At 67.1% G+C, this 23,059-nt stretch carries 23 protein-coding genes; 16 read left to right on the forward strand and 7 right to left on the reverse strand.

Features of this window, described 5'->3' with window-relative positions:
• Positions 1 to 142 precede the first annotated feature (142 nt).
• Positions 143 to 676, reverse strand: a complete 534-nt coding sequence (locus GO999_RS14560) for a single-stranded DNA-binding protein (protein ID WP_138929578.1) — start codon at positions 674 to 676, stop codon at positions 143 to 145.
• A 47-nt stretch (positions 677 to 723) separates the two neighbouring features.
• Positions 724 to 1,887, reverse strand: a complete 1,164-nt coding sequence (locus GO999_RS14565; RefSeq protein ID WP_016726609.1) for an MFS transporter — start codon at positions 1,885 to 1,887, stop codon at positions 724 to 726.
• A gap of 222 nt (positions 1,888 to 2,109) precedes the next feature.
• Here GO999_RS14565 and uvrA point away from each other — a divergent pair, with 222 nt between their 5' ends.
• Together uvrA and GO999_RS14575 are read left to right on the forward strand one after the other, a co-directional pair.
• Entirely contained in the window at positions 2,110 to 4,974 is a 2,865-nt protein-coding gene (uvrA, locus tag GO999_RS14570) for an excinuclease ABC subunit UvrA (RefSeq protein WP_011000381.1), read from the forward strand.
• Positions 4,975 to 5,053: 79 nt separating this feature from the next.
• Entirely contained in the window at positions 5,054 to 5,539 is a 486-nt protein-coding gene (locus GO999_RS14575; RefSeq protein WP_011000380.1) for an adenosine-specific kinase, read from the forward strand.
• A gap of 3 nt (positions 5,540 to 5,542) precedes the next feature.
• On the opposite strand, the gene GO999_RS14580 is transcribed toward GO999_RS14575, so the two are convergent.
• The 3 genes from GO999_RS14580 to GO999_RS14590 all read right to left on the reverse strand — a co-directional run bounded on the left by GO999_RS14580 (position 5,543) and on the right by GO999_RS14590 (position 8,543).
• The gene (locus GO999_RS14580; RefSeq protein WP_019717496.1) at positions 5,543 to 7,207 is read right to left on the reverse strand and encodes a Na/Pi cotransporter family protein; all 1,665 of its coding nucleotides are present in this window, start codon (positions 7,205 to 7,207) and stop codon (positions 5,543 to 5,545) included.
• Between the two features lie 22 nt (positions 7,208 to 7,229).
• The gene (locus GO999_RS14585; RefSeq protein WP_211906336.1) at positions 7,230 to 7,850 is read right to left on the reverse strand and encodes a LysE family translocator; all 621 of its coding nucleotides are present in this window, start codon (positions 7,848 to 7,850) and stop codon (positions 7,230 to 7,232) included.
• A gap of 99 nt (positions 7,851 to 7,949) precedes the next feature.
• Positions 7,950 to 8,543 carry an adenine phosphoribosyltransferase gene (locus tag GO999_RS14590; RefSeq protein WP_019717494.1) on the reverse strand — a complete coding sequence of 198 codons (594 nt, stop codon included), beginning with the start codon at positions 8,541 to 8,543 and terminating at the stop codon, positions 7,950 to 7,952.
• A gap of 132 nt (positions 8,544 to 8,675) precedes the next feature.
• Between GO999_RS14590 and GO999_RS14595 the strand changes: the two genes are divergently transcribed.
• Together GO999_RS14595 and GO999_RS14600 are read left to right on the forward strand one after the other, a co-directional pair.
• The gene (locus GO999_RS14595) at positions 8,676 to 9,254 is read left to right on the forward strand and encodes a DJ-1/PfpI family protein (protein ID WP_011000377.1); all 579 of its coding nucleotides are present in this window, start codon (positions 8,676 to 8,678) and stop codon (positions 9,252 to 9,254) included.
• Positions 9,255 to 9,298: 44 nt separating this feature from the next.
• Positions 9,299 to 9,703, forward strand: a complete 405-nt coding sequence (locus GO999_RS14600; RefSeq protein WP_019717493.1) for a ribbon-helix-helix domain-containing protein — start codon at positions 9,299 to 9,301, stop codon at positions 9,701 to 9,703.
• 12 nt (positions 9,704 to 9,715) lie between these two features.
• On the opposite strand, the gene GO999_RS14605 is transcribed toward GO999_RS14600, so the two are convergent.
• The gene (locus GO999_RS14605; RefSeq protein ID WP_011000375.1) at positions 9,716 to 11,695 is read right to left on the reverse strand and encodes a monovalent cation:proton antiporter family protein; all 1,980 of its coding nucleotides are present in this window, start codon (positions 11,693 to 11,695) and stop codon (positions 9,716 to 9,718) included.
• Positions 11,696 to 12,000: 305 nt separating this feature from the next.
• Between GO999_RS14605 and GO999_RS14610 the strand changes: the two genes are divergently transcribed.
• The 12 genes from GO999_RS14610 to GO999_RS14665 all read left to right on the forward strand — a co-directional run bounded on the left by GO999_RS14610 (position 12,001) and on the right by GO999_RS14665 (position 21,800).
• Positions 12,001 to 12,984: a KpsF/GutQ family sugar-phosphate isomerase gene (locus GO999_RS14610; protein WP_016724265.1), complete on the forward strand. Its 984-nt coding sequence runs from the start codon at positions 12,001 to 12,003 to the stop codon at positions 12,982 to 12,984.
• Between the two features lie 38 nt (positions 12,985 to 13,022).
• The gene (locus GO999_RS14615; protein WP_011000373.1) at positions 13,023 to 13,610 is read left to right on the forward strand and encodes a KdsC family phosphatase; all 588 of its coding nucleotides are present in this window, start codon (positions 13,023 to 13,025) and stop codon (positions 13,608 to 13,610) included.
• Between the two features lies 1 nt (position 13,611).
• A complete protein-coding gene (gene lptC, locus GO999_RS14620) occupies positions 13,612 to 14,244 on the forward strand; it encodes an LPS export ABC transporter periplasmic protein LptC (RefSeq protein WP_011000372.1) in 633 nt (210 codons plus the stop codon).
• Positions 14,245 to 14,312: 68 nt separating this feature from the next.
• The gene (gene lptA / locus GO999_RS14625) at positions 14,313 to 14,888 is read left to right on the forward strand and encodes a lipopolysaccharide transport periplasmic protein LptA (protein ID WP_011000371.1); all 576 of its coding nucleotides are present in this window, start codon (positions 14,313 to 14,315) and stop codon (positions 14,886 to 14,888) included.
• A 33-nt stretch (positions 14,889 to 14,921) separates the two neighbouring features.
• On the forward strand, positions 14,922 to 15,710 hold the full coding sequence (gene lptB / locus GO999_RS14630) for an LPS export ABC transporter ATP-binding protein (RefSeq protein ID WP_016724264.1): 789 nt from the start codon (positions 14,922 to 14,924) through the stop codon (positions 15,708 to 15,710).
• 97 nt (positions 15,711 to 15,807) lie between these two features.
• Entirely contained in the window at positions 15,808 to 17,307 is a 1,500-nt protein-coding gene (locus GO999_RS14635) for an RNA polymerase factor sigma-54 (protein ID WP_020831172.1), read from the forward strand.
• Between the two features lie 51 nt (positions 17,308 to 17,358).
• Entirely contained in the window at positions 17,359 to 17,712 is a 354-nt protein-coding gene (gene hpf / locus GO999_RS14640) for a ribosome hibernation-promoting factor, HPF/YfiA family (protein WP_011000368.1), read from the forward strand.
• Positions 17,713 to 18,061: 349 nt separating this feature from the next.
• Positions 18,062 to 18,517: a PTS IIA-like nitrogen regulatory protein PtsN gene (gene ptsN, locus GO999_RS14645; protein WP_003269869.1), complete on the forward strand. Its 456-nt coding sequence runs from the start codon at positions 18,062 to 18,064 to the stop codon at positions 18,515 to 18,517.
• A 70-nt stretch (positions 18,518 to 18,587) separates the two neighbouring features.
• Complete coding sequence (gene hprK / locus GO999_RS14650) at positions 18,588 to 19,562, forward strand: HPr(Ser) kinase/phosphatase (protein WP_011000367.1); 975 nt, start codon at positions 18,588 to 18,590, stop codon at positions 19,560 to 19,562.
• A 190-nt stretch (positions 19,563 to 19,752) separates the two neighbouring features.
• Positions 19,753 to 20,088: a PsiF family protein gene (locus GO999_RS14655; RefSeq protein ID WP_020425146.1), complete on the forward strand. Its 336-nt coding sequence runs from the start codon at positions 19,753 to 19,755 to the stop codon at positions 20,086 to 20,088.
• Between the two features lie 93 nt (positions 20,089 to 20,181).
• The gene (gene rapZ, locus GO999_RS14660; RefSeq protein WP_011000365.1) at positions 20,182 to 21,072 is read left to right on the forward strand and encodes an RNase adapter RapZ; all 891 of its coding nucleotides are present in this window, start codon (positions 20,182 to 20,184) and stop codon (positions 21,070 to 21,072) included.
• A gap of 77 nt (positions 21,073 to 21,149) precedes the next feature.
• Positions 21,150 to 21,800 (forward strand): LON peptidase substrate-binding domain-containing protein, encoded by a 651-nt coding sequence (locus GO999_RS14665; RefSeq protein WP_011000364.1) that lies wholly within the window; start codon positions 21,150 to 21,152, stop codon positions 21,798 to 21,800.
• Positions 21,801 to 21,818: 18 nt separating this feature from the next.
• On the opposite strand, the gene mutY is transcribed toward GO999_RS14665, so the two are convergent.
• Positions 21,819 to 22,967 carry an A/G-specific adenine glycosylase gene (gene mutY / locus GO999_RS14670; RefSeq protein ID WP_211906337.1) on the reverse strand — a complete coding sequence of 383 codons (1,149 nt, stop codon included), beginning with the start codon at positions 22,965 to 22,967 and terminating at the stop codon, positions 21,819 to 21,821.
• Positions 22,968 to 23,059 lie beyond the last annotated feature (92 nt).

The raw sequence follows: 23,059 nt of genomic DNA on the forward strand, positions 1-23,059 counted from the left end.
AATCATGCCGGAGTCTCGACTTCTCTGGGGTACGGTTTGCTGGTATAGGGTCAAAAAAAGAAGGCCCCGCAAATCCCTGCCTAACCCATTGATTAGACAAGAATTTCGGAGCCTTCCTTTAAAGAATTAGACTAAGTTCCTCTTAGAACGGAATATCGTCATCCATATCCTCAAACCCATTCGAAGGCGCCTGCTGACGGCGCGCGCCGCCGCCTTGACCACCACCGCCTTCGCCGCGGCTCATACCGCCGCCGCCCTGGGCACGGCCACCGCCGTAACCGCCACCTCCCGACGATTCGCCGCGCGAGTAGCCGCCGCCGCCACCGCCCTCGCCGCCCATGCCCTGGCGGCTGCCGAGCATCTGCATCTGCTCGGCGACGATTTCGGTGCTGTACTGTTTCTGGCCGTCCTTCTCCCACTGGCGGGTCTTGAGGCGGCCTTCGACGTAGACCTGCGAACCCTTCTTCAGGTATTCGCCGGCAATTTCGGCCAGGCGGCCGAAGAAGGCGATGCGGTGCCACTCGGTGGCCTCGCGCATTTCGCCGCTGGCCTTGTCCTTGTAGCGGTCGGTGGTCGCCACGCGGATATTGGTGACGGCGTCGCCGCTCGGCATGTAACGCGTTTCGGGATCGGCGCCGAGATTGCCGACGATGATGACTTTGTTGACGGACGCCATGATGAGTTTCCGAAGATAAGTAAGTGATGCCGCCGTATCGGCCGGCTTTAGTGACGACGCAGCGCCGGCATCCGCATGGGACCGGCGATTATAAGCCAGGCTGCCGCCAGGCCAGCGCAGGTGAAGAACACCGCATGCTGCCCGGCATGCAGCAGAATCCAGCCGCCGCCGGCCCCGCCCGTGAACAGCCCGAGCGCCTGCGTCGTGTTGTAGACGCCCATCGCGGCGCCCTTGCGCACGCCCGGCGCATATTTCGAGACCAGCGACGGCTGCGAGGCCTCCAGCACGTTGAAGCCGAGGAAGTACACCAGCAGCGCGACCGTCAGCGAGGCCAACGTCGGCTGCGCCTCGCCCAGCGCCAGCTGCGCCACCATCACCAGCGCGACGGCCGACAGCAGCACCGCCTTCATCTTGCCGCGCTTCTCCGCGGCGATGATGGCCGGCACCATCAGCACGAACGACACACCCATCACCGGCAGGTAGATCTTCCAGTGCGAATCGACCGGCAGGCCGGCGGTCTCCAGCATGTGCGGCAGCACGACGAACAGCGCCGTCTGCGTGGCATGCAGCGCGAACACGCCGAAGTTCAGGCGCAGCAGCTCGCGGTTGTGCAGCACCTCGCGGAACGGCGCGCTCACGTGCGCCGCCGGGCGCGGCGCATCCGGCACGACCCACAGCACCACGCCGATGGCGATCAGCGCCAGGATGCCGATGGCCAGGAACATGCCCGGCATGCCGATCCAGCGGAAGATGACCGGCGCGCTGACAATGGCCACGGCGAACGACACGCCGATGCTGCCGCCGATCATCGCCATCGCCTTGGTGCGGTGCTCCTCGCGCGTCAGGTCGGCCACGAAGGCGATCACCGCGGACGAGATCGCGCCGGCGCCCTGGATGGCCCGGCCCACCGCGATGCCCGCCACGCTGTGCGAGAACGCCGCCACCAGGCTGCCCGCGGCAAAGATCAGCAGCCCCGCCACGATGACCGGCTTGCGCCCGAAGCGGTCCGACAGCCAGCCGTAGGGGATGTAGAGCACGGCTTGCGTGAGGCCGTACACGCCGATGGCGAAAGCGACCAGCTGGGTGTTGCCGCCGTCCGGCAGCGACTTCGCGAACACGGCGAACACCGGCATGATCATGAACAGGCCCAGCATGCGCAGCGCGAAGATGCCGGCCAGCGAAGTGGCGGCGCGCAACTCGAAACCGGTCATGCGGCCGGAGGCGGAAGTCATGAGTGGGGAAGCGGAAGACATGTGCGGGGACCGCCGCCATCGAGCGACGGCAAGGACACTTGAACGGCCCCGCGAATCGCCCCACGCTGGGGCCAGCACCCGCAAAACCGAAGTTCGGTATATTAGCAGGCTTACCCTTTTCGCCCCTTCCGCCTTTTTGCCAATTCTTGTGGCACGGGGCCCGACAGCGCGACGCCGCACATGGAAGCCATCAAGATTCGTGGGGCCCGGACCCACAACCTGAAGAACATCAACCTCGATCTGCCGCGCAACCAGCTGGTGGTCATCACGGGGCTGTCGGGGTCGGGCAAGTCGTCGCTCGCGTTCGACACACTCTATGCGGAAGGGCAGCGCCGCTACGTGGAGTCGCTGTCGGCCTATGCGCGGCAGTTCCTGCAACTGATGGAAAAGCCGGACGTGGACCTGATCGAAGGCCTGTCGCCGGCCATCTCGATCGAACAGAAGGCCACCAGCCACAACCCGCGCTCCACCGTCGGCACCGTCACCGAGATCCACGACTACCTGCGCCTGCTGTACGCCCGCGCCGGCACGCCCTACTGCCCGGAGCACGGCCAGCCGCTGGAAGCGCAGAGCGTGTCGCAGATGGTGGATGCCGTGCTGGCGCTGCCGGCCGACACCAAGCTGATGATCCTGGCGCCCGTGGTGACCAACCGCAAGGGCGAGCACGTGGACCTGTTCGAGGCGATGCAGGCGCAGGGCTTCGTGCGCTTCCGCATCCGCTCGGGCGGCGGCACGGCGCACGAGGCCGAAGCCAAGGTCTACGAGGTCGACGCGCTGCCCAAGCTGAAGAAGAACGACAAGCACGCCATCGAGGTGGTGGTCGATCGCGTCAAGGTCAACCCGGAACTCAAGCAGCGCCTGGCCGAATCCTTCGAGACCGCGCTGCGCCTGGCCGACGGCCGCGCCCTCGCGCTGGAGATGGACACGGGCAAGGAGCACGTCTTCAGCTCCAAGTTCGCCTGCCCGATCTGCTCGTATTCGCTGCCGGAGCTGGAGCCGCGCCTGTTCTCGTTCAACAACCCGATGGGCGCCTGCCCCCATTGCGACGGCCTGGGCCAGATCACCTTCTTCGACCCGAAGCGCGTGGTGGCCTTCCCCAACCTGTCGCTGGCCTCGGGCGCCATCAAGGGCTGGGACCGCCGCAACCAGTTCTACTTCCAGATGCTGCAGAGCCTGGCGGCGTTCTACGACTTCGACACCGACACGCCGTTCGAAGAGCTGCCCAGTGAAGTCCAGGACGTCGTGCTGCAGGGCTCGGGCAAGCAGCAGATCCCGTTCACGTACATCAACGAACGCGGCCGCACCACGGTGCGCGAGCATGCCTTCGAGGGCATCATCCCCAACCTGGAGCGGCGCTACAAGGAAACCGACTCCATCGCCGTGCGCGAAGAGCTGGCCAAGTACCAGAACAACCAGGCCTGCCCCGAGTGCGAGGGCACGCGCCTGCGCCGCGAGGCGCGCCACGTCAAGCTCGGCGACAGCGACCAGGCCCGCGCCATCTACGAGATCAACGGCTGGCCGCTGCGCGATGCGCTCACATATTTCCTCACGCTGAACCTGCACGGCGCCAAGCGCGAGATCGCCGACAAGATCGTCCAGGAAATCACCTCGCGGCTGAACTTCCTGAACAACGTCGGGCTCGACTACCTCTCGCTGGAGCGCAGCGCCGACACGCTCTCCGGCGGCGAGGCGCAGCGCATCCGCCTGGCCTCGCAGATCGGCTCGGGCCTGACCGGCGTGATGTACGTGCTGGACGAGCCCTCCATCGGCCTGCACCAGCGCGACAACGACCGGCTGATCGGCACCCTCAAGCACCTGCGCGACCTCGGCAACTCGGTGCTGGTGGTCGAGCACGATGAAGACATGATCCGCGCCTCGGACCACGTGGTCGACATCGGCCCCGGCGCCGGCGTGCACGGCGGCCAGATCATCGCCGAAGGCACGCCCAGGCAGATCGAGCGGTCACCCGGCTCGCTGACCGGCGAATACCTGTCGGGCAAGCGCCGCATCGAGGTGCCCAAGCAGCGCACCGCGCCCGACGAAGCGCGCTGGCTGCGCATCGTCAACGCGTCGGGCAACAACCTGAAGCACGTCAACGCCGACATCCCGGTCGGGCTGCTCACCTGCGTGACGGGCGTATCGGGCTCGGGCAAATCGACGCTGATCAACGACACGCTGTACAACGCGGTGGCGCGCCACCTCTACGGCTCCACCCCGGAGCCCACCGCGCACGACCGCATCGACGGCCTGGAGCACTTCGACAAGGTCATCAACGTCGACCAGTCGCCGATCGGCCGCACCCCGCGCTCCAACCCGGCCACCTACACCGGCCTGTTCACGCCGATCCGCGAGCTGTATGCGGGCGTGCCGGCCGCCAAGGAGCGCGGCTACGACCCGGGCCGCTTCTCGTTCAACGTCAAGGGCGGCCGCTGCGAGGCGTGCCAGGGCGACGGCGTGCTCAAGGTCGAGATGCACTTTCTGCCCGACGTGTACGTGCCCTGCGACGTGTGCCACGGCAAGCGCTACAACCGCGAAACGCTGGAGGTGCTGTACAAGGGCAAGAACATCACCGAAGTGCTCGAGATGACGGTCGAGCAGGCGCACGAGTTCTTCGCGCCGGTGCCGGTAGTGCGCCGCAAGCTGCAGACGCTGCTGGACGTGGGCCTGGGCTACATCCGCCTGGGCCAGTCGGCGACCACGCTGTCGGGCGGCGAGGCGCAGCGCGTGAAGCTGTCGCTGGAGCTGTCCAAGCGCGACACCGGCCGCACGCTCTACATCCTCGACGAGCCAACCACCGGCCTGCACTTCCACGACATCGAGCTGCTGCTCAAGGTGATCCACAAGCTGCGCGACCAGGGCAACACGGTCGTCATCATCGAGCACAACCTCGACGTGATCAAAACGGCGGACTGGCTGCTCGACCTCGGCCCCGAAGGCGGCGCCGGCGGCGGGCAGATCATCGCCAAGGGCACGCCGGAGGAGGTGGCCAAGAGCCGCGCGAGCTTTACCGGCAAGTATCTGGCGCCGTTGCTCAAGCGCAAATGAGGCGCACGCCGCCGCGGCTTGCAATGGCATCGCGGCGGCCTACCATGGATGGCATTGCCCTACTCGCGGGAGCGCGGCCATGGAACTCACGGTAGTCCCCATCGTCAAGCCGGAAGCCACCAACTTCATCCTCGGCCAGTCGCACTTCATCAAGACCGTGGAAGACCTCCACGAAGCGCTGGTCGGCGCGGTGCCCGGCATCCGTTTCGGCCTGGCCTTCTGCGAGGCGTCCGGCAAGCGGCTGGTGCGCTGGTCCGGCAATGACGACGCCGCGCTCAAGCTGGCCCGCGACAACGCGCTCGCCATCGGCGCGGGTCATGTGTTCCTGATCTTCCTGGGCGACGGCTTTTTCCCCGTCAACGTGCTGGCCGCCGTGCGCGCGGTGCCGGAGGTGTGCCGCATCTACTGCGCCACCGCCAACCCGACGCAGGTGATCGTCGCGCAAACCGAGCAGGGCCGCGGCGTACTGGGCGTGGTGGACGGCGCCTCGCCGCTGGGCATCGAGACCGATGCCGACATCGCATGGCGCAAGGACCTGCTGCGGCAGATCGGCTACAAGCTGTAGCGCTCAGGCCTCGGTGCTCGTGGCCTCGTCCGCCTCGTGCATGCGGCTGCGCCCCAGCAGCCCGGCCTCGTCCAGCACCGGGTAGGCGGCCGCGCAGAACAGCGAATTGAGCCGCTTGAAATCGCTGATGATGTCCAGGTGCAGCGAGCTGGTCTCGATGCTCTCCGAGGTCTGCGCCGACACACGCGTAAGGTGGCTGCGCGCGTAGCGCTTCTCCAGGTCGCGGAAGTGCGCCTTCTCCAGCATGAGCTGCTGGGCGCTGCGCAGGTCGCCGGTCAGGAACACCGACAGCGCCAGCCGCAGGTTGGCAACCAGCCGGGCATGCATGTCCTCCAGCTCCCGCAGGCCCGCCTCCGAGAAGGCCAGCTTGTGCGCGATCTTCTTCTCGCGCACGTCCTGCAGCATGCGATCGATGATGTCGCCGGCATGCTCCAGGTTGATGGTCAGCGAGATGATGTCGGCCCAGCGCTTGCCCTCGCGCTCGTCCAGCGCCTCGTGGCTGAGCTGCGTCAGGTAGAGCTTGATGGCTGTGTACAGCGCGTCGACTTCATCGTCGACGGCGCGCGTGGTCTGCAGCAGCCGCACGTCATCGGTCTTGAGCACGCGCATGGTGTTTTCCAGCATGTGCTCGACGCGGTCGCCGATGCGCAGCACCTCGCGCGAGGCATTGCCCAGCGCCAGCATGGGCGTGGCCAGCGCAGACGGATCGAGATAGCGCGGCGCGACCAGTTCGTCGACGTGCCGGCCACCGGGCAGGATGCGCGTGCACAGCCTGGCCATCCGGTCGGTGAAGCCGACCAGCAGCACCGCCAGCGCCACGTTGAAGAGCACGTGGAACGCCACCACCACATGCTGCAGCGCCACACTGGCATGCGGCGCCAGTGCGGCCAGCTTGTCCAGGAACGGCAGCACCAGCGCCGCCCCCAGCACGCGCGACAGCAGATTGCCCAGCGTCGCCCGGCGCGCGGCCTGGCTGGACGACGGCGTGGTCGCCAGCGCGGCGATGGCGCTGCCGATATTGGCGCCCAGCACGATCGCGAACGCCACCTTGATCGACACCGCCGCCGAGGTCGCCAGCGTGGCGCAGAACAGCACCACCGCCAGGCTCGAATAGCACAGCAGCGTAAGCAGCGCGCCGATCAGCATGTTCAGGCCGGTGTCGGCCGAGATCGAACCGAGCAGCACGCGCAGCGCATTGGCCTCCACCATCGGGCTGGCCGCCACCGCGATCAGCTCCAGCGCCAGCATGATCAGCCCCAGCCCGATCAGCACGCGCCCAAAATGTCCGACCGGACTGCCCTTGCGCGACAGGTGCAGGATCACCCCGAAGAAGATCAGCAGCGGCGACAGCCACGACAGGTCCAGCGCAAACACTTGCGCCATCATCGCGGTGCCCACGTTGGCACCCAGCAGGATCGCCAGCGCCGACGACACGCTCATCAACCCCTGCGCGACGAACGCGCCGACGATGGTGGCGGTGGCGTTGCTGCTCTGCACCAGGCACGTCACGCCGATGCCAGCCAGCAGCGCGGAGAACCGGTTCGACACACTGCGCGACAGCAGCCTGCGCAGGTCGGCGCCATACAGGCGCAGCATGCCGACCTTGACGGTCTGTGTCCCCCAGACCAGCAGGGCCACGCCCGAGAGCAGCTTGAGCAGCGTGTACATCCTTTCTCGCCTTGCCTGTGACTTACTTGGTGAGCGCGACCCGCAGCCCCAGCCCGATGAAAATGCAGCCGCTCACGCGATCCAGCCACAGCGACGCGCGCGGCGTGCGGCGCATCCAGCCGCCCAGCGCCGCCGCGCACCAGCCGTACAGGCCGAAGACCACGATGGTCTGCGCCATGAACACCCCGCCCAGCAGCAGCATCTGCAGCGCCGCATGACCGGCCTGCGCATCGACGAACTGCGGCAGGAACACCACGAAGAACAGCGTCACCTTGGGGTTGAGCATGTTGGCCAGCACGCTCTGGCGGAACACCTGCCACAGATCGGGCGCCGCCGCCTGCGCGCTCACCGACGGCCCGACGCCGCCCTTGCTGCGCAGCGCCTGCACGCCCAGCCAGACCAGGTAGGCCGCGCCCAGCCAGCGGATCGCCTGGAACGCCACCGGCGCGGACTGCAGCACCGCCGCCAGCCCCAGCGCCGCCAGCGTCGTATGGAACAGGCAGCCCGAGGCAAACCCGGCCGCCACCGCCAGCCCGGCCTTGCGGCCCTGGCTCGCGCCGCGCGCGATCACCTGCAGGTTGTCCGGCCCCGGCATCACCGTGATGGCGACGGAAGACAGCAGGAACAGCAGCACATTCGGCATCGTTGTCCTCTCATCAAAAGGTCACACCACCGCGCGGCGCGCGGCGGCGTCTTGTTGCGGTGACACCAAGGGATGCGGCCAGGGCATCGCCGGCGGCCATCAATGCCCGTCGAAGCGGCACACGGTAAAGAGCGGCAGGCCGCCGTCCATCAGCAGGCGCGAGCCACCCAGTTCGGGCAGGTCGACGATGGCCGCGCCCTCCACCACCGTCGCGCCCAGCCGCTCCAGCAGGCGCTTGCCGGCCATCATGGTGCCGCCGGTGGCGATCAGGTCGTCGATCAGCAGCACGCGGTCGCCGGGCTTGCAGGCGTCGGCGTGGATCTCCACCGTGGCGCTGCCGTACTCCAGCATGTACTCCTCGGCCACGGTGGTGAACGGCAGCTTGCCCTTCTTGCGGATCGGCACGAAGCCCAGGTTCAGCTCGTACGCGACGATGGAGCCGAGGATGAAGCCGCGCGCATCGATGCCCGCCACCAGGTTCAGCCCCTGTCCCATATAGCGATGGACGAACACGTCCACCAGCACGCGCAGGCTCTTCGGGTCCTGCAGTAGCGGCGTGATGTCGCGGAACATCACCCCCGGCTGCGGCCAGTCGGGCACGGTGCGGATGCGCTCGCGCAGGTAGCGCGTCACATCGCCCAGTTCGGTCGAGGCAGGAACGGGCGAGGACGGAGAGATGCTGGCGTCGGTCATTGCTGAAACAGAAAGAGAAAAGGCGATGCGGTAGCCGGCTACCACCCGGCCCGGATGGCGCCGCACCACAATGCGGCAGGCACGGTGCACGGCAGCCGCCATGCACAAACCGCAACCATACAGGAGACGACGATGGCGAAGAAGATTCTGATGCTGGTAGGCGACTATGTCGAAGACTACGAAGTCATGGTGCCCTTCCAGGCCCTGCAGATGGTCGGCCACACCGTGCACGCGGTCTGCCCGGACAAGCAGGCCGGCGAATCGATCGCCACCGCCGTGCACGACTTCGAGGGCGCGCAGACGTATTCCGAGAAGCCGGGCCACCGCTTCACCGTCAATGCCAGCTTCGCCGACGTCGATCCCGCCGCCTATGACGCGCTGGTCGTGCCCGGCGGCCGCGCTCCCGAATACCTGCGCCTCGATCCGCGCGTGCTCGACATCGTGCGCCACTTCAGCGGCGCCGGCAAACCCATCGCGGCGATCTGCCACGGCGCGCAGCTGCTGTCGGGGGCGGGCGTCCTGAAGGACCGCGCGTGCTCCGCCTATCCGGCATGTGGCCCGGAAGTCACGGCGGCGGGCGGCACCTACCAGGACATCCCCGTCGACCAGGCCCATACCGACGGCAACCTGGTGACCGCGCCCGCGTGGCCGGCCCACCCCGCATGGCTGGCGCAATTTCTTGAAGTCCTGGGGACGCGGGTCCTACACTGATCGGACTGCCCGCGCGCCGGGCGCTCCCGCCCGGAGACCCCGCCATGTGCGAAATCTTCATCCGCGCCAATCCGCAGTCGTACGAAACCCAGGCCCGCTCGCTGCGCCTGCACGGCGTGGCGACCAGCGTGCGGCTCGAATGCCTGTTCTGGGACGTGCTCGAAGAAATCGGCCGGCGCGACAGCCTGAGCGTCACCCAGCTGATCGGCAGGCTCTACGACGAACTGCTGGAGCGGCGCGGCGAGGTCGCCAACTTCGCCTCGTTCCTGCGTGTCTGCTGCCTGCGCTACCTGATGCTGCAGCAGGACGGGCGCATCCCGTCGGACACGCGCGTGCCGATCCGCTCGCTGAACGCGGCCGCGGTGCTGGCCGGCCTGCCGCCGCGCCTGGCCGAGCCGCCGCTGCAGCGGCGCTCGCGCGGGCCGCTGCTCGAAGTCGTGGCGAAATAACGCACCCGCACATCAGCGGGGCGACAGGCGCTCCTCGGCCTGCTGGAGGCCGTCGGGCGTGCCGCGCAGCACGACGATGTCGCCCAGCTCGAGCAGGGTGTTCGGCTCCGGGTCGAGCGCGCGGATACCCTGGCGCCGGATCGCCGTCACCGAGGTCTTGAAGGTTTCCAGCCCCAGCGTGCCCAGCGGGCGGCCGATCGCGGGCGAGCCCTTGATCAGCGGCACCGAGTGCAGGCGCACGGCGTCGCGCTCGAGCATGTCCTCGTCGTCATCCTGGCCGTGGAAGTAGCCGCGCAGCAGGCCGTAGCGCGCATCGCGCATTTCCTGCGCGCGGCGCACCACGCGCCGCAGCGGCACGCCCAGCAGCACCAGCGCGTGCGAGGCCAGCATCAGGCTGCCCTCGATGATCTCCGGCACCACTTCGGCGGCGCCGGCCTGCTGCAGCCGGTCGAGATCGGCATCGTCGATGGTGCGCACGATGACGGGCAAGGTCGGCGCCAGCGCCTGCACGTGGTGCAGCACCTTCAGCGCCGAGGCCGTGTCGGCATAGGTGACGGCAACCGCCGCCGCGCGGTGGACCCCGGCCGCCACCAGCGACTCGCGCCGCGCCGCATCGCCGTAGACCACACGCTCGCCGGCCGCCGCCGCATCGCGCACGCGGTCGGGGTCCAGGTCGAGGGCGACATAGCTGATGTCCTCCTGCTCCAGCATGTGCGCCAGGTTCTGGCCGCTGCGCCCGTAGCCGCAGATGATGACGTGGCGCTCGGTCTGCAGGCTCTGCGCGGCGATCTTGGTCATCGCCAGCGACTGCATCAGCCAGTCCGTGCGCGACAGCCGCATGGCGATCGCATCGCTGTACTGGATCAGGAATGGCGCCAGCAGCATCGACAGCAGCATCGCCGCCAGGATCGCCTGGCTGAGCAGCGGATCGATCAGCCGCATCCCGTCGATCTGGTTGAGCAGCACGAAGCCGAACTCGCCGGCCTGCGCCAGGCCGAGCGCCGTGCGGATCGCCGTGCCGCCGCCCGAGCCGAAGGCGCGCGCCAGCAAGGCGATCAGCGCGAACTTGAACAGCACCGGCCCGATCACCAGCCCGATCACCAGCCCCCAGTGCCCGATCACCACGCGCGGGTCGAGCAGCATGCCCACGGTGACGAAGAACAGCCCCAGCAGCACGTCGCGGAAGGGCTTGATGTCCTCCTCCACCTGCAGCCGGTACGGCGTTTCCGACACCAGCATGCCGGCCAGGAAGGCGCCCAGCGCCATCGACAGGCCCAGCCGCTCGGTCAGCGCCGCCATGCCCAGCGTCACCAGCAGCAGGTTCAGCATGAACAGCTCCTGCGAGCGGCGCGCGGCCACCAGGTGAAACCAGCGCGACAGCAGCTTCTGCCCCAGGAACAGGATCAGCACCAGCGCGACGATGATCTTCACCGCCGCGATGGACAGCGTCAGCACCAGGTCGGTCGGGTTCTTGCCGAGCGACGGCACCACGATCAGCAGCAGCACCACGGCCAGATCCTGGAACAGCAGCACGCTGATGATGTTGCGGCCGTGCTCCGTCTCCAGCTGCAGCCGCTCGGCCAGCATCTTGGAGACGATGGCGGTGGACGACATCGCCAGCGCGCCGCCCAGCGCCAGGCTCGCCTGCCACGACAGCGGGTACCAGCGCGAGAGCAGCAGCGAGGCCGGCACCGTCAGCAGCATGGTCAGCACCACCTGCGAGGCGCCCAGCCCCAGCACCAGCCGGCGCATCGAGCGCAGCTTGGCCAGGCTGAACTCCAGCCCGATCGAGAACATCAGGAACACCACGCCGAACTCGGCCAGATAGCGCGTCTGCGCCGAATCGGACTCCAGCCCGGTCGCATTCGGGCCGATCACCACGCCGACCACCAGGTAGGCCAGCATCGGCGGCAGTTGCAGCATGCGGAACAGCACCACGCCGATCACGGCGGCGGCCAACAACACGAGGGTGAGTTCCAGCGGCGAATGCATGCGACGCGAAAAATCAGGCGAAAGGGTTGGCAATGCGGGACGATGCCCCGGCATCGGAACGGTGCGTGCGACAAGCGGCACGCCGCACCTTGCAAAACCGATGCCAGGGCAACAAGAACCAAGCGACGCGGGACGCCACGGCGCAATGCCGGAGCGTGGCGGCGGGGGAAAGCAGTCATCGGAGGCGGACCGTTGCGGCACAGCAAAGCGGTGCGCCCGCACGCCCCGTCCGCTCCCCGCGGGCCAAGCCGCGGCGCGCTCCGGGCGGCCGTGGCCATGGCCAATCGTTGTTATACTTCGCCGCCATGATAGCGAATTTCAATCCGGATCGAGCGCTGGCCCTGGCCCAGCAGACCTTCGACATCGAAGCGCAGGCCGTGCTCGGTCTCAAGTCCCAGGTTTCCGCCGACTTTGCGCGCGCGGTCGAGATGGTGCTGCGCTGCACCGGCCGCGTGGTCGTCTCGGGCATCGGCAAATCCGGCCATATCGCGCGCAAGGTGGCGGCCACGCTCGCCTCCACCGGCACGCCGGCGTTCTTCGTCCACCCCGCCGAAGCCAGCCACGGCGACCTCGGCATGGTCACGCGTGACGACGTCTTCATCGGCTTCTCCAATTCCGGCGAGGTGTCGGAGCTGACCGCCATCCTGCCGCTGGTCAAGCGGCTGGGCGCCAGGCTGATCGCCGTGACGGGCAATCCGCAATCGTCGCTGGCGCAGCACGCCGACGTCATACTGAACTCGCGCGTCGAGGTCGAGGCCTGCCCGCTCAACCTGGCGCCGACCGCCAGCACCACCGCGCAAATGGCCCTGGGCGACGCCCTGGCCGTGGCTCTGCTCGATGCGCGCGGCTTCGGCGCAGACGATTTCGCCCGCTCGCACCCCGGCGGCTCGCTCGGGCGCAAGCTGCTCACGCACGTGCGCGACATCATGCGTCAGGGCGACGCCGTGCCGCGCGTGACCGAAGACACGCCGCTGTCGCAGGCGCTGATGGAAATCACCCGCAAGGGCATGGCGATGACCGCCGTGGTCGACGCCACGGGCCGCGCCGTAGGGGTCTTCACCGACGGCGACCTGCGCCGCCTGCTGGAAACCCCGCGCGACTGGCGCACCGTGCCGATGCACGAAGTGATGCACCGCAATCCGCACGCGGTCGGCCCCGACCAGTTGGCGGTCGAGGCGGTCGAAGTGATGGAAACGCATCGCATCAACCAGCTGCTGGTGGTGGACGCCGCCGGGCAGCTGATGGGCGCGCTGCACATCCACGACCTGACCCGCGCCAAGGTCATCTGAGTCTGATTCCGCTGCTCCGACACCCAGACGCCCCGCCGATGTCCAGCCCGGCCGATTCCCCCGTCCACAGCAACATCGAGGCACGCTTCCCGCAGGCAATGGAGCGCGCCGCCCGCGTGCGCCTGATGATCTTCGACGTGGACGGCGTGCTGACCGACGGCCGCCTGCTGGTCGGCCCGCAGGGCGAGATCAGCAAGGCCTTCGATACGCTGGACGGCCACGGCATCAAGCTGCTGGCCCAGGCGGGCATTACGCCGGCCATCATCACCGGGCGCGAATCCGAGATCGTGGCTTGGCGCGCCGGGGAACTCGGCATCGAACATCTGTACCAAGGTGTGGCCGACAAGCGCGAGGCCTTCGTCCACCTGCTTGCCGCCACAGCGCTGCAGCCCGCCGACGCCGGCTACATGGGCGACGACTGGCCCGACCTGCCGGTCATGGCGCAGGTCGGCTTTGCCGCCTGCCCCGCCCAGGCCCACGCCGAGGTGCGCAGCCGCTGCCACTATGTGACCCGGGCCAAGGGCGGTCGCGGCGCGGCGCGTGAAGTCGCCGACCTGATCCTCAAGGCCCAGGGCGCCTACGACGACCTGCTCGCGCAACTGCTGCAAGCGCCCAACGCCCCCTGACATGGCCAGCGAACGCTCTCAACGCCTCGTCTCCTCCCTGCTGCAGATCATGCTGCGCGGGTTGCCCATCCTGCTGATGGCGGTGGTATGCGGCGTCACCTTCCTGCTGGTGCAGGTCAACACACCGCAGACCGAAGAAACCGCCAACCAGGCCAAGCGCCACGTGGCCGACTACACCATGGACGGCATCTCGGCCACTGCGCTGGACGAGCGCGGCGTCACCAAATACCGCTTCACCGGCGTCCACATGAACCACTACGAGGACGACCTGACCTACGATGTCACCTTTCCCGCGCTGCGCATCTACGCGCCGGACCGCCCGCAGGTCACCGCGCGCGCCGATCTCGGCAAGATGAACGGCGAAGGCAGCATCATCGACCTGTACGACAACGCCAAGGTGGTCCGCGCCCAGGGCCCGGACCTGCGCCAGGACCCGCTGATGACCGCCGATTCGACCTACTTCCAGGTGCTGCTCAACGACGACGTGGTGCGCACCGACAAGCCGGTCGAACTCCATCGCGGGCCGTCGGTCATGAATGCCAACGGCCTCGTCTTCAACAACGTGACGCGCCAAGTACAATTGCTGGGCAATGTGCGCGGCCGCATCGAAGGGCTGGGCGCGCCGAAGCAGTAAACTGCGCCCTCGGCAACGTTCCGGCCCCGACGCTCCCGATCCACCGCGCCTTCTCCGATCCGATTTCCATGACCGACACCCGCCGCGCCAGCGGCCTTGCCCTCCTCGCCCTGAGCGCCGCGCTGTTGCTGCCGGCCCTGCCCGCGCACGCCGAGCGCGCCGACCGCGACAAGCCGCTGGTGCTCGAAGCCGACAACGCCAGCTACGACGACCTGAAGCAGGTCTATCACCTGTCCGGCAACGTGGTGCTGACCAAGGGCACCATGGTGCTGCGCTCCGACACCGCCGATCTGCGCACGGACCCGGAGGGCTACAACTACGCCGTCGCCATCGCCAAGCCCGGCAACCTGGCCTTCATCCGCCAGAAGCGCGACAACGTCGATGAGTACATCCAGGGCTGGGGCGAGCGCATCGAGTACGACGGCAAGCAGGAGATCTCCAAGCTGATCAACCGTGCCCGCATGGAGCGCCTGCAGGGCGCCACGCAGCTCGACGAGATCCGCGGCGCGGTCATCACCTACGACGGCCAGAAGGAGTTCTACACGGCCTCGGGCGGCGCGGAGAACGCAACCGCCGCCAACCCGTCCGGCCGCGTGCGTGCCGTGCTCGCGCCGCGCAGCGGGACGCCGGCCGCCAAGCCCTGATCCGTCCCGCCGACCCGCTTTTCCGCTTCGCCTATGTCCGCCACTGCCCAAGCCACCGCCACCATCGCGCCGCAAGCCGCCACCTCCAGCACGCTGGTGGTCCGGCACCTGAAAAAGCGCTACGGCACGCGCACGGTGGTCAAGGATGTCTCGCTGGACGTCAAGAGCGGCGAAGTGGTCGGCCTGCTCGGCCCGAACGGCGCGGGCAAGACCACCTCGTTCTACATGATCGTCGGGCTGGTGGCGCTGGACGCCGGCGATATCGTGCTCGACGGCCAGCACATCAGCCGCCTGCCGATCCACCAGCGCGCGCGCATGGGACTGTCGTACCTGCCGCAGGAAGCCTCGGTGTTCCGCAAGCTCAACGTGCAGGAAAACATCCGGGCCGTGCTGGAACTGCAGGAGCAGGACGGCAAGCCGCTGTCGTCCGCCGAAGTCAACCGCCGGCTGGACGCCCTGCTCGACGACCTGCAGATCGCCCACCTGCGCGACAACCCCGCGCTCTCGCTGTCCGGCGGCGAACGCCGCCGCGTCGAGATCGCCCGGGCACTGGCCTCCTCGCCGCGCTTCATCCTGCTCGATGAGCCGTTTGCCGGCGTGGACCCGATCGCCGTGGGCGAAATCCAGCGCATCGTCAGTTTCCTGAAAGACCGCAACATCGGCGTGCTGATCACCGATCACAATGTGCGTGAAACGCTGGGCATCTGCGACCACGCCTACATCATCAGCGAAGGCACGGTGCTCGCCGCCGGCATGCCTGAGCAGATCGTCGAAAACGAAGACGTGCGCAAGGTCTATTTGGGCGACAACTTCCGGATGTAAGCCTGGCGCGCCTGCCTACGCCTTATGGACGTAGCAAAGCGGCACAATCAAGCAAATTCCGTTCCATCAGCCGACTGTTGGGCATAGAATAGCCCGCATGAAACAGTCGCTCCAGCTCCGTCTCTCCCAGCATCTGGCGCTCACGCCACAACTGCAGCAGTCGATCCGGCTGCTGCAGTTGTCGACCATCGAGCTGCAACAGGAAGTCGAGCAGGCGCTGACCGAGAACCCGCTGCTCGAGCGCGAGAACGAGTGGCTCGACACCTCCGCGCGCATCGGCGCCGACGGCTCGGTCAACGCCCTGCAGAGCAGCAGCGCCACCCCGCTGCCGACCGAATCGCCGCCGCCCGCCGCCAACGGTGCGGACCATGCCGACACAGCCGACGCATCGTACGAAAACGGCAGCGATTTCGACAGCGACTACGGCACCGAGCGGTCCGACTGGAGCCTCGACGACTTCGCGCGCAAACCCCAGTCCGACGAAGACGACCGCGCGCCGATGCAGCTGCGCGAGGCCGAACCCACGCAGCGCGAATTCCTGATGGAACAACTCGCGCCGCTCAAGCTGTCCCCGCGCGACAAGGGCCTCGTCATCTTCCTGATCGAATCGCTGGACGACGAAGGCTACCTGACCGGCTCGCTCGATGAGATCCTCGCCGACCTGCCGGCCGAACTCGAGGTCGAGCTCGACGAATTGCAGGCCGCGCTGCGGATGCTGCAGAGCTTCGATCCGGCCGGCATCGGTGCGCGCTCGGCGGCCGAATGCCTGACGCTGCAGCTGCAGCGCCTGGACTCCCCGGCCAAGCCGCTGGCGCTGACCATCGTCAACCAGCATCTCGAACTGCTCGCCGCGCGCGACTACACGCGGCTGAAGAAAGCGCTGTCCGTCGATGATGGCGAGCTGAAGGCCGCGCATGAGCTGATCCGCTCGCTGGCGCCCTTTCCTGGCCACGCCTTCGGGCGGGCCGAGGCCGACTTCGTCGTGCCCGACGTGGTGGTGCGCAAGACCGCCGCCGGCTGGATGGCACAGCTGAACCCCGACGTGATGCCACGCCTGCGCATCAACGACATGTATGCGCAGATCCTGCGCAGCAGCCGTGGCGAATCGGGTGCCGCCAACCTGCAGCAGAAGCTGCAGGAAGCGCGCTGGCTGATCAAAAATATCCAGCAGCGCTTCGACACCATCCTGCGTGTCTCGCAAGCAATTGTCGAACGTCAAAAGAGCTTTTTCACGCACGGTGAAATCGCCATGCGCCCCTTGGTTTTGCGGGAAATAGCCGATACACTGGGTCTACACGAGTCCACGATCTCCCGTGTGACGACCAACAAATACATGGCAACCCCCATGGGGACCTTCGAGCTGAAGTACTTCTTCGGCAGCCATGTATCGACGGAAACCGGCGGGGCCGCGTCATCCACCGCGATACGCGCGCTCATCAAGCAACTTGTAGGAGCCGAAGACCCGAAGAATCCTCTGTCCGATAGCAGAATTGCCGAGCTGTTAGGCGAACAAGGATTCGTGGTGGCCCGTCGGACGGTGGCCAAGTACCGCGAAGCCCTCAAGATCCCAGCAGTGAATCTGCGCAAGTCTTTATAGCCGCATCGCGGGCAGTTCCGGTGCGGCCCATCCGTGAGAAGGAGAACCGCTATGAACTTCAAACTCAGTGGACACCACCTGGACATCACGCCACCGTTGCGTGAGTACGTGGAAACGAAACTGGAGCGTGTGATCAGACACTTCGATCAGGTGATTGGCGTCAGCGTGCTGCTATCGGTCGATAACCACAAGGAGAAGAGTCGCCGCCAGTACGCGGAAATCAACCTGCATCTCAAGGGTAAGGATGTCTTCGTCGAATCACACCATGAAGATCTCTATGCGGCCATCGATCTCCTCGTCGACAAGCTCGACCGGCAGGTCCTCAAATACAAGGACCGCGTACAGGGGCATGATCGCGACGCCCTGAAGCATCAGGCCCTCTCCGCCGCGCAGATGCAGCAATAGCACGATGCACCACAAAAAACCGCGCCCCGGGATGGCGCGGTTTTTTTTATGTGTTGGTGCGTGCCCAATGAATCCGATTGCATCGGATTTCAGTCGGGCTAAAATCTGACCAAAGCATGAACGCATGGCGCCGCGCGGGTTTCCGCGTCACGCTATGCGACACACAGGGGCTGCGGCAACGCGAAAACGCTTTCCGCAACCGATTGCAGCCTTGGGGGAGTCGCCTCTCTGCCAGATGCGGCCATCGCTGGTGCGCCGCACAAATCGAGCGGTGCGCTGGTCTATAATGACTCGATTGTCCGCGCGCCACTTTGGTGCAGAAGGACGCCGCTCATTTCACGCATTGCACATGAATCGCTTGGCCAAACTGCTGCCGCCCGGGAATATTGCCCTCGACGTCAGCGTAACCAGCAAAAAGCGGGTGTTTGAACAGGCAGGCCTGCTGTTCGAGAACAATCACGGGGTTGCCCGCGCGACCGTCACCGACAACCTGTTTGCACGGGAATCTCTCGGATCGACGGGCCTGGGAGCTGGCGTGGCCATTCCGCACGGCCGCATCAAGGGCCTCAAGCAGCCGCTGGCGGCATTCATGCGCCTGTCCGAGCCCGTGCCCTTCGAATCGCCCGACGGCAAGCCCGTCTCGCTGCTGATCTTCCTGCTGGTGCCGGAACAGGCCACCCAGCAGCATCTGGAGATCCTGTCCGAAATCGCCCAGCTGCTGTCCGACCGCGACATGCGCGAGGGACTCACCACCCTGCCGTCGCCCGAGGCGATTCACCAGCTACTCACCGACTGGCGCCCTTAGGCCAAAGGCAACACGCCGCGGATGCCGCGGCCCGACCGCCCTCCACCCGAGCGCCACGGAACGCACCGACATGGAACTGACCGGCGTCACCGCCCAATCGATCTTCGACGACAATGCCGCCGACCTGAAGCTGTCGTGGGTCGCCGGCCTGGAAGGCGCGGACCGCGCATTCGACGTGGATTTCGCCAAGGAAGCGACCTCCGCAGCCGATCTGGTGGGGCACTTGAACCTGATCCACCCGAACCGCATCCAGGTGCTCGGCAAGCCCGAGATCACCTACTACCAGCGCCTGTCCGAAGAAAACCGCAAGCGCCAGATGGGCGAACTGATCCTGCTCGAGCCGCCCTTCCTGGTGGTGGCCGATGGTGTCGATCCGCCGCCCGACCTGGAACTGCGCTGCACGCGATCGTCCACGCCACTGTTCACGTCGCCGATTTCCTCCGCGGCCGTGATCGACCACCTGCGGCTGTATCTGTCGCGCATCTCGGCGCCGCGCGTGACGATGCACGGGGTGTTCCTCGACATCCTCGGCATGGGCGTGCTGATCATGGGCGACTCCGGTCTGGGCAAGAGCGAGCTCGGGCTGGAACTGATCTCGCGCGGCCACGGCCTGGTGGCCGACGACGCGGTCGACTTCGTGCGCCTGGGGCCGGACTTCATCGAGGGCCGCTGCCCGCCGCTGCTGCAGAACCTGCTGGAAGTGCGCGGCCTGGGCCTGCTCGACATCAAGACCATCTTCGGCGAGACCGCGGTACGCCGGAAGATGAAGATCAAGCTGATCGTCCAGCTCGTGCGCCGCAACGACGGCGAATTCGAGCGGCTGCCGCTGGATTCGCAATACATGGATGTGCTCGGCCTGCCCATCCACATGGTGAAGATCCAGGTGGCGGCCGGCCGCAACCTGGCCGTGCTGGTCGAGGCCGCCGTGCGCAACACCATCCTGCGGCTGCGCGGCATCGACACGCTGCGCGACTTCATGGACCGCCAGCGTGCCGCCATGCAAGCCGAAGCCGCGTCGCACTCGCCGCAGGGCCGCCTGCTTTAGCAAAGTCTTTACAAAGCGCGCGCTCCGACAGGCGAGCGCGGCGACTTTCTCAAACTTTTGTAGAAAAACGTCAACCCGGCACACGGCCATTCCGTTGTGGGAGGGAATGCGCCGAGCACACGCGACGGCGTTCATCGCGGGCGCGGCGCTCGATCCGCCCGCCCTTCTGACGGTATCCAAGGAGAAAACGATGAAACAACTGATTGCCGCTTGCGCCCTGGCACTCCCGTTCCTGGCCGGCCAGGCGTTCGCCCAAGGCAGCGCACCGGCCGCTGCTGCTCCGGCCGCACCCGCAGCCAAGACTTCGCAGCAAGAGAAGATGGCGGCCTGCGCCAAGGCCAACAAGGGCAAGAAGGGCGCCGATTACAAGAAGGCCCAGAGCGACTGCCTGTCCGGCAAAACCGACGCCGCGCCGGCAGCAGCACCGATGACCCAACAGGAAAAGATGGCAGCCTGCGCCAAGACCAACAAGGGTAAGAAGGGCGACGAATACAAGAAGGCCCAGAGCGATTGCCTCAAGAGCTGAGCATCCGCTTAGCGCAATGCCAGAAAGGTGACCGCCCAGGTCGCCTTTTTTGTTGGTCGCTGCCCTGCCACACAAGGATGCTATCCTCGCAGGATGCGGATCATTCTCATCACCGGTATGTCGGGTTCGGGGAAGTCGGTCGCCCTGAATGTGCTCGAAGACGCAGGCTACTACTGCGTGGACAACCTGCCCGCGCAGTTCATCCCCGAGCTGGCGCGCTATCTGGCGGACCAGGGCTACACGCACCTGGGCGTCGCCACCGACATCCGCAGCCGCGAATCGCTGCGCAAGGTGCCCGAGACGATCACCCAGCTGCGCAAGGAACACGATGTCCGCATGCTGTTCCTGACGGCCAGCACGAATGCGCTGGTGCAGCGCTACTCGGAGACGCGCCGGCGCCATCCGCTGTCGATCCGCAACGGCCGGCCCGATGCGGGCAATCCGCCCAGCGCGGCCAAGGGTCCCGACACCTCGCTCATCGAAGCCATCGAAATGGAGCGGGAGCTGCTGAGCCCGCTCGCCGATCCGGCACACCGCATCGACACCAGCACCCTGCGCACCAACGCCCTGCGCGCGTACATCAAGGAATTCATCAGCGACGAGCCGCACGACATCACCCTGATGTTCGAATCGTTCGGCTTCAAGCACGGCGTGCCGACGGACGCCGACCTCGTGTTCGACGTGCGCTCGCTGCCCAACCCCTACTACGATACGCAGCTGCGGCCGCTGACCGGGCGTGACCAGCCCGTCATCGACTTCCTGCAAAGCCAGCCGATGGTGCTGGCGATGGCCGAGGACATCCGCGCCTATGTCGAAAAGTGGCTGCCAAGTTTCATTGCCGACAACCGCAGCTACCTGACCGTGGCCATCGGCTGCACGGGTGGGCAGCACCGCTCCGTCTATATCGCGGAACGGCTCGCCACCTACTTCCGTGCGCATGGTAATGTGTTGGTCCGCCACCGCGAACTGGCGGTAGACGCTTAAACCGCGTCTGCCCCACTGGCCCGCGACTCGCCGCCCGGCCACGTAGCGCTGCGCGAAGGTCCCGCCGACGCCCGCCCATGCAAGACGATATTGCCCTCTCCCCGTTTTCCCCGCTGCCTCCGCTGCCGACCGAGCTGCCATTGTTCCCGCTGCACACGGTGCTGTTTCCGGGTGGCCTGTTGCCGCTGCGCATCTTCGAGGCCCGCTACATCGACATGGTGCGCACCTGCCTGCGCGAGCAGACCCCATTCGGCGTCTGCCTGATCGAGCGCGGCAACGAGGTCGCAGCAGACACGCCGACCGTCCCGGTCGACATCGGCTGCATCGCCCATATCGTCGAATGCGACATGGAGCAGCTCGGCCTGCTGATGATCAAGGCGCGCGGTACGCAGCGCTTCAAGGTGCGGTCGGTCGACACCACCGTCGGCGGCCTGCTGCGCGGCACCGTGGAGCCGATCGGCGCCGACCTGGAAGACTGCAAGGGCGAACTGTTCGACGATTGCGTCAATGCCCTGCGGCGCATCGTCACGACACTGGGCGCGCGCGAGGAAGGCCAGGTGCCGCTGGCCGAGCCCTATGACTGGGCCAGCCCGAGCTGGGTCGGCAACCGGCTGTGCGAACTGCTGCCGGTGCCGCTCAAGGCCAAGCAGAAGCTGATGGAACTGATGGATGCCGGCATGCGCATCGAGATCGTCCATCGCTATATGAAGCAGCACCACATCCTGTAGCGCGGCAACCGCCGGCCATCACACCAGGCTCGGCTGCGCCAGCATCTCCAGCGCCAGCTTCACGGGCGCCGGCATTCCCACGGTATCGAACCGCACGAGCGGCACCCAGCGCCAGTCGTCGCCCAGCGCGGCGGGCTGGCGGATGTCCGCGCGCAGCAGGTGCATCTGCAGGCGGAAATGCGTAAAGGTATGCATGAGCACGCCGGCCGACTCGATCGATGACACCGTACCGTAGGCCTGCGCAGCGGCATGCGCCACGTCCGTCGCCACCGGATGCGCATCGAGCGCCGTGTCCATGTCGCCCACCAGCGGCAGCGACCACAGCCCGCCCCAGATGCCGCGCTGCGGACGGCGCTGGAGCAGCACCGCGCCGTCATGCAGCGCCATCAGCAGGGTCGCCGCGCGCTCGGGGATGGCCTTGCGCGGACGCGGCACGGGCAGTTCCATCACGCGCCCGGTCCGGCGCGCCTCGCACAGCGATTCGAGCGGACATGCGCGCTCGCCGGTCAGGCATGCCGGCCTGCCGCGCGTGCAGACCGTGGCGCCCAGGTCCATCAGGCCCTGCGTGTACGACTGGATGCCGTCCGCCGGGGGCAGCACGGTCTCGGCGATGCGCCACATCGTTTCCTCGACGCGCTTGTCGCCGGGAAAGCCGTCGATGCCGAAGACGCGCGCAAACACGCGCTTGACGTTGCCGTCGAGAATGGCCGCGCGCACACCGTACGAAAACGCGGCGATGGCCGCGGCGGTGGAGCGCCCGATGCCCGGCAGCGCCGCCAGCGCCTCGGGATCGCGCGGAAATACGCCGCCATGCTCGGCCACCACGATCTGCGCGCAGCGGTGCAGATTGCGCGCGCGGGTGTAGTAGCCCAGGCCCGCCCAGGCGGCCATCACGTCGTCCGCGAGTGCCGCGGCCAGTGCCTGCACGGTCGGGAACCGCTCCACGAAGCGGGCGTAGTAGCCCAGCACCGCCGACACCTGCGTCTGCTGCAGCATGATCTCCGACAGCCACACGCGATAGGCGTCACCGGTGTTCTGCCACGGCAGGTGATGGCGGCCATGGCGGCGCTGCCAGGCGATCACGCGGACGGCGAAATCCTCGGGCAAGGGCGGCAGGGCGGGGGCGGACGGCGCGGCGCGGCGCGAACGGCGGGGTGTGGTGGTCATGCGTGTGATGGGGAGACGGCGCGCAGGCAGGCTGCGCTGGCGGGGATCATACCGGAACGAAAAAGGCGCCCGCAGGCGCCTTTTTCGTCGAC

This window comes from Ralstonia nicotianae, from assembly GCF_018243235.1.
Classification (GTDB): Bacteria; Pseudomonadota; Gammaproteobacteria; order Burkholderiales; family Burkholderiaceae; genus Ralstonia; species Ralstonia nicotianae.